The organism is Micromonospora craterilacus (assembly GCF_003236315.1).
Lineage (GTDB): Bacteria > Actinomycetota > Actinomycetes > Mycobacteriales > Micromonosporaceae > Micromonospora > Micromonospora craterilacus.
This window is the reverse complement of sequence record NZ_POTY01000391.1, coordinates 1-3,490: the sequence shown is the minus strand read 5'-3', so window position 1 is coordinate 3,490 and position 3,490 is coordinate 1. Positions and strand designations below refer to the sequence as shown.

Annotated in this window: 5 protein-coding genes; 3 read left to right on the top strand and 2 right to left on the bottom strand. The window is 73.6% G+C overall.

The window, feature by feature from the left end:
• Nucleotides 1-2 precede the first annotated feature (2 nt).
• The gene (locus C1I95_RS32815; protein ID WP_199524017.1) at nucleotides 3-896 is read right to left on the bottom strand and encodes a Gfo/Idh/MocA family protein; all 894 of its coding nucleotides are present in this window, start codon (nucleotides 894-896) and stop codon (nucleotides 3-5) included.
• Nucleotides 897-1,156: 260 nt separating this feature from the next.
• Here C1I95_RS32815 and C1I95_RS32810 point away from each other — a divergent pair, with 260 nt between their 5' ends.
• Both C1I95_RS32810 and C1I95_RS32805 read left to right on the top strand, forming a co-directional pair.
• Complete coding sequence (locus C1I95_RS32810; RefSeq protein WP_111219868.1) at nucleotides 1,157-1,543, top strand: hypothetical protein; 387 nt, start codon at nucleotides 1,157-1,159, stop codon at nucleotides 1,541-1,543.
• Nucleotides 1,536-1,943, top strand: a complete 408-nt coding sequence (locus C1I95_RS32805) for a hypothetical protein (protein ID WP_111219866.1) — start codon at nucleotides 1,536-1,538, stop codon at nucleotides 1,941-1,943. Before C1I95_RS32810 ends, C1I95_RS32805 begins: the two co-directional genes overlap by 8 nt.
• Nucleotides 1,944-2,002: 59 nt before the next feature.
• Here the strand turns inward: C1I95_RS32805 and fabG are convergent, their stop codons facing one another.
• A complete protein-coding gene (fabG, locus tag C1I95_RS32800; protein ID WP_111219864.1) occupies nucleotides 2,003-2,761 on the bottom strand; it encodes a 3-oxoacyl-ACP reductase FabG in 759 nt (252 codons plus the stop codon).
• A 136-nt stretch (nucleotides 2,762-2,897) separates the two neighbouring features.
• Between fabG and C1I95_RS32795 the strand changes: the two genes are divergently transcribed.
• The gene (locus tag C1I95_RS32795) at nucleotides 2,898-3,488 is read left to right on the top strand and encodes a DUF1349 domain-containing protein (RefSeq protein ID WP_111219862.1); all 591 of its coding nucleotides are present in this window, start codon (nucleotides 2,898-2,900) and stop codon (nucleotides 3,486-3,488) included.
• Nucleotides 3,489-3,490: the final 2 nt, after the last annotated feature.

The following is a 3,490-nucleotide window of genomic DNA, read 5'->3' as shown; positions in this document are numbered from 1 at the left end:
GGTCAGGTGGGGGGTGGTTGGGTGCGGGCGGCTTCGGCGTCGGCCAGCACCGTCACCACCTCGCGGCCGAAGCGCACGTCGCAGCGGTGGTCCCGGGTGCCGGCGTCGATCTCCGCCAGCAGCTGGTCGATGGCCACTCCGAACGCCGTCGCCGGGCTCCCGTCGCCGGGCGGGACCCTCTCGATGCCGTTGTCGCCGTAGAACACGAACTCCCGGGCCACCGCCTCAGGCGGCGCGTCCAGGGTGAGCGACACCGTGCTGGTGGCGCCGCCGTCGTGGGTGAGCATCAGGTGCACCAGGTCACCGGGGCCGTCCGTGGCCGCCACCTGGGTCACCCGACCGAGCACCGGCAGCAGGATCGCCAGGGCGTGCGGGCCGATGTCCCACAGCGCGCCGTGCTGCCGGCGCCAGGGCGACTGCCCGTACGGGCTGTCGGTCCGGAAGATCGAGGCGAACTGGATCACGTTGGCGGTGTGCCAGCCGCCGGCCGCGGCGGTCGCGGCGACGAAACCGGCCACGTTCGGCTGGAACCGGCCGGTGAAGAAGACCAGCGAGGCCACGCCCGACTGGGCGGCGGCGTCGACCACCCGGTCGGCGTCTGCGACGGTCAGCGCGAGCGGCTTGTCCAGCAGCAGGTGACGGCCGGCGGTGGCGGCCCGGACGGCGATGTCCGCCTGCACGTCCGGCGGGAGCGCGACGGCGACCGCGTCGCACGCCTCGATCAGCGCGTCAACGTCGTCGAACGCGCGCACGCCGTAGCGCGTCGCGAGGGCAGCGGCGCGGTCCGGGTTGCGGCCCCAGACCCCGACCAGGTCCGCCTTCGGGTGCGCGTCGAGCGCCGCCGCGTGCGTCTCCGCCGCCCAGTGACCGGTGCCGAACAACCCGAACCGCAACACGCGCACCTCCGCCGTCGTCGCCTGGCCACGGGTGACCCGCGGCACGGTCCACGCTAGTCCCCCCGGACGGCCACGCCCGCCTCCCCGCCGGCTTTGCCGGCATCGAGAACGGTGGTGGCGGGGTCACCGCGCCCCGACGCCTCGGCCGGTCGCGGCGCCCCCGTCGGGCCCGTCTCGCCACCACCGCCCCGTCGCCGGTGTTCTTACTACGAGGGTTAGTAGAGTGGGCCGGTGATTGCAACAAGCACCGGACGCAACCGGTGACCGCCACCGGGTCGCCGGTCGACGGCCTACTGGCCACCGTCGCCATCGTGCTGTCGCTGCTGGTCGCGGCCTGGGCCCTGGTGGCCGCGTTGCGCCATCGGGCACCGGACCGGGTGCAACTGGTCGGCCTGGGTGTACTGGAGCTGGCGCTGCTCGGGTTGACCGTGCTGGCCGCCCTGGCACTCGGCGGCGGCGAACGGCCGGGTGAGCCGGGGGCGTTCTTCGGCTACCTGGTGACGCTGGTCTGCCTGCCGCCGCTGGCCGCGGTGCTGGCCCGGATGGAGCCGACCCGCTGGGGCTCGGCGATCGTCTGCGCGGTCTGCCTGGTGACGCCGGTGGTCGTGGTCCGGCTCCAGCAGACCTGGGAGGTGCTCGGTGGCTGAGCTGAAGACCGCGCGGTTGACGAGGACCAACGCCGGGCCCGGCCGGCTGCTGATCGCGGTGTACCTGCTCTTCGCGATCGCCGCCACCAGCCGCGCCGGCCTGCAGATCGCGACGAAGTTCGACCAGGCGCCGCTGGCGTACCTGCTCTCCGCGCTCGCCGCGGCGGTCTACATCGTGGCGGCGGTGGGCCTGGCCCGGGCCGGTCACGCGGGCCGCCGGGTCGCCCTCGCCTGCTGCACCGTGGAGCTGGTCGGCGTGGTCGGGGTCGGCGCGTTCAGCCTGGCCCGGCCCGACCTGTTCCCCGACGAGACGGTCTGGTCCGGCTTCGGCAGCGGCTACGGCTACATCCCGCTCGTCCTGCCGATCCTCGGCCTCGCCTGGCTCTGGAAAACCCGGTAAGGAAGGGCCCCTTCTTAACGCCTGGCGTATAGGAAGGGGCCCCTGTTAACACTCGACGGTCAGTCCTTCGGACCGCCGGCGACGTAGATGACCTGGCCGGAGACGAAGGAGGCGCCCTCGCTGGCCAGGAACGAGATGGTGTGCGCCACGTCCTCGGGCCGGCCGACCCGCCGGACCGGGATCTCCGCCTCGGCGTGCCGCTGCATCGCCTCGAAGTCGACCTTCATCCGCGCCGCGGTGGCCGCGGTCATGTCGGTGACGATGAATCCGGGCGCGACCGCGTTGACGGTCACCCCGAAGGGGCCCAGCTCGATGGCGAGGGTCTTGGTGAAGCCCTGCAGGCCGGCCTTGGCCGCGGCGTAGTTCGCCTGGCCCCGGTTGCCCAGCGCCGAGGTGCTGGAAAGGTTGACGATCCGGCCCCACCGGCGCTCGACCATGTGCTGCTGCGCGGCCTGGCTGAACAGGAAGGCACCGCGCAGGTGTACGCCCATGACCGTGTCCCAGTCGGCGTCGGTCATCTTGAACAGCAGGTTGTCCCGGAGCACACCGGCGTTGTTGACCAGCACGGTCGGCGCGCCCATCTCGGCGGCGACCCGCTCGACGGCGGCCTCCACCTGGGCCCGGTCGGCCACGTCCGCGCCGACGCCGAGCGCCCGGCCGCCGGCCGCCGCGATCGCGTCGACGGTCTCCTTCGTCGCCGACTCCTCGATGTCCACCACGGCGACGGCCAGCCCGTCCGCGGCCAACCGCTTGGCGGTGGCCGCCCCGATCCCCCGCGCCGCCCCGGTCACGATGGCGACCCGCTGCCCCTCCGACATGCCTACCTCCCGGTAACTTCGCTCGACCGCTGGAGCCTAACCCACCGCCCACTCGGCACGACTCCCGTCGATGCCCGCCTGACGGCCCGCCAACTGCGGCGGTACGGGGATCGCGGCCACTCGGTACGGTGCCGTCATGCGGAGCATCGAGTGGTCCGACGGCATCTGGCAGCGGCAGCCGGTACGGGCGGTCGAGGAACCGGACGGTGGCCTGAGTGTCGAACCGGGCGCGGGCAGCGACCTGTGGCGGCACACCAGCTACGGCTTCGTACACGACGACGCCCCGGCGCTGCTCGCACCGTTTCCGGTGGACAGCGCGGTGGAGGTGGACTTCCGGCTGGCCTGGGCGGAGCAGTTCGACCAGGCCGGGGTGCTGGTCCGGGTGGACGACCGGAACTGGGTGAAGGCCGGGGTGGAGGTCAGCGACGGCCAACCCCAGGTCGGCGCCGTGGTGACCCGCGAGGTCTCCGACTGGTCGGTCGCCCCGGTCCCGGACTGGGCGGGCCGGGAGGTGACCGTACGGGTCAGCCGGGCCGGTGACGCCCTGACCGTACGCGCCCGGGTGGCCGGCGAGCCGTGGCGACTGGTCCGCCTCGCCCCGCTGGATCCGGACGCCGAAGCCTCCGCCGGCCCGTACTGCTGCTCCCCCAGCCGCGCCGGCCTGACCGTCCACTTCACCGCCTGGCGACAAGGCTCCGCCGACAACGCCCTCCACCCCGAGCCCTAACC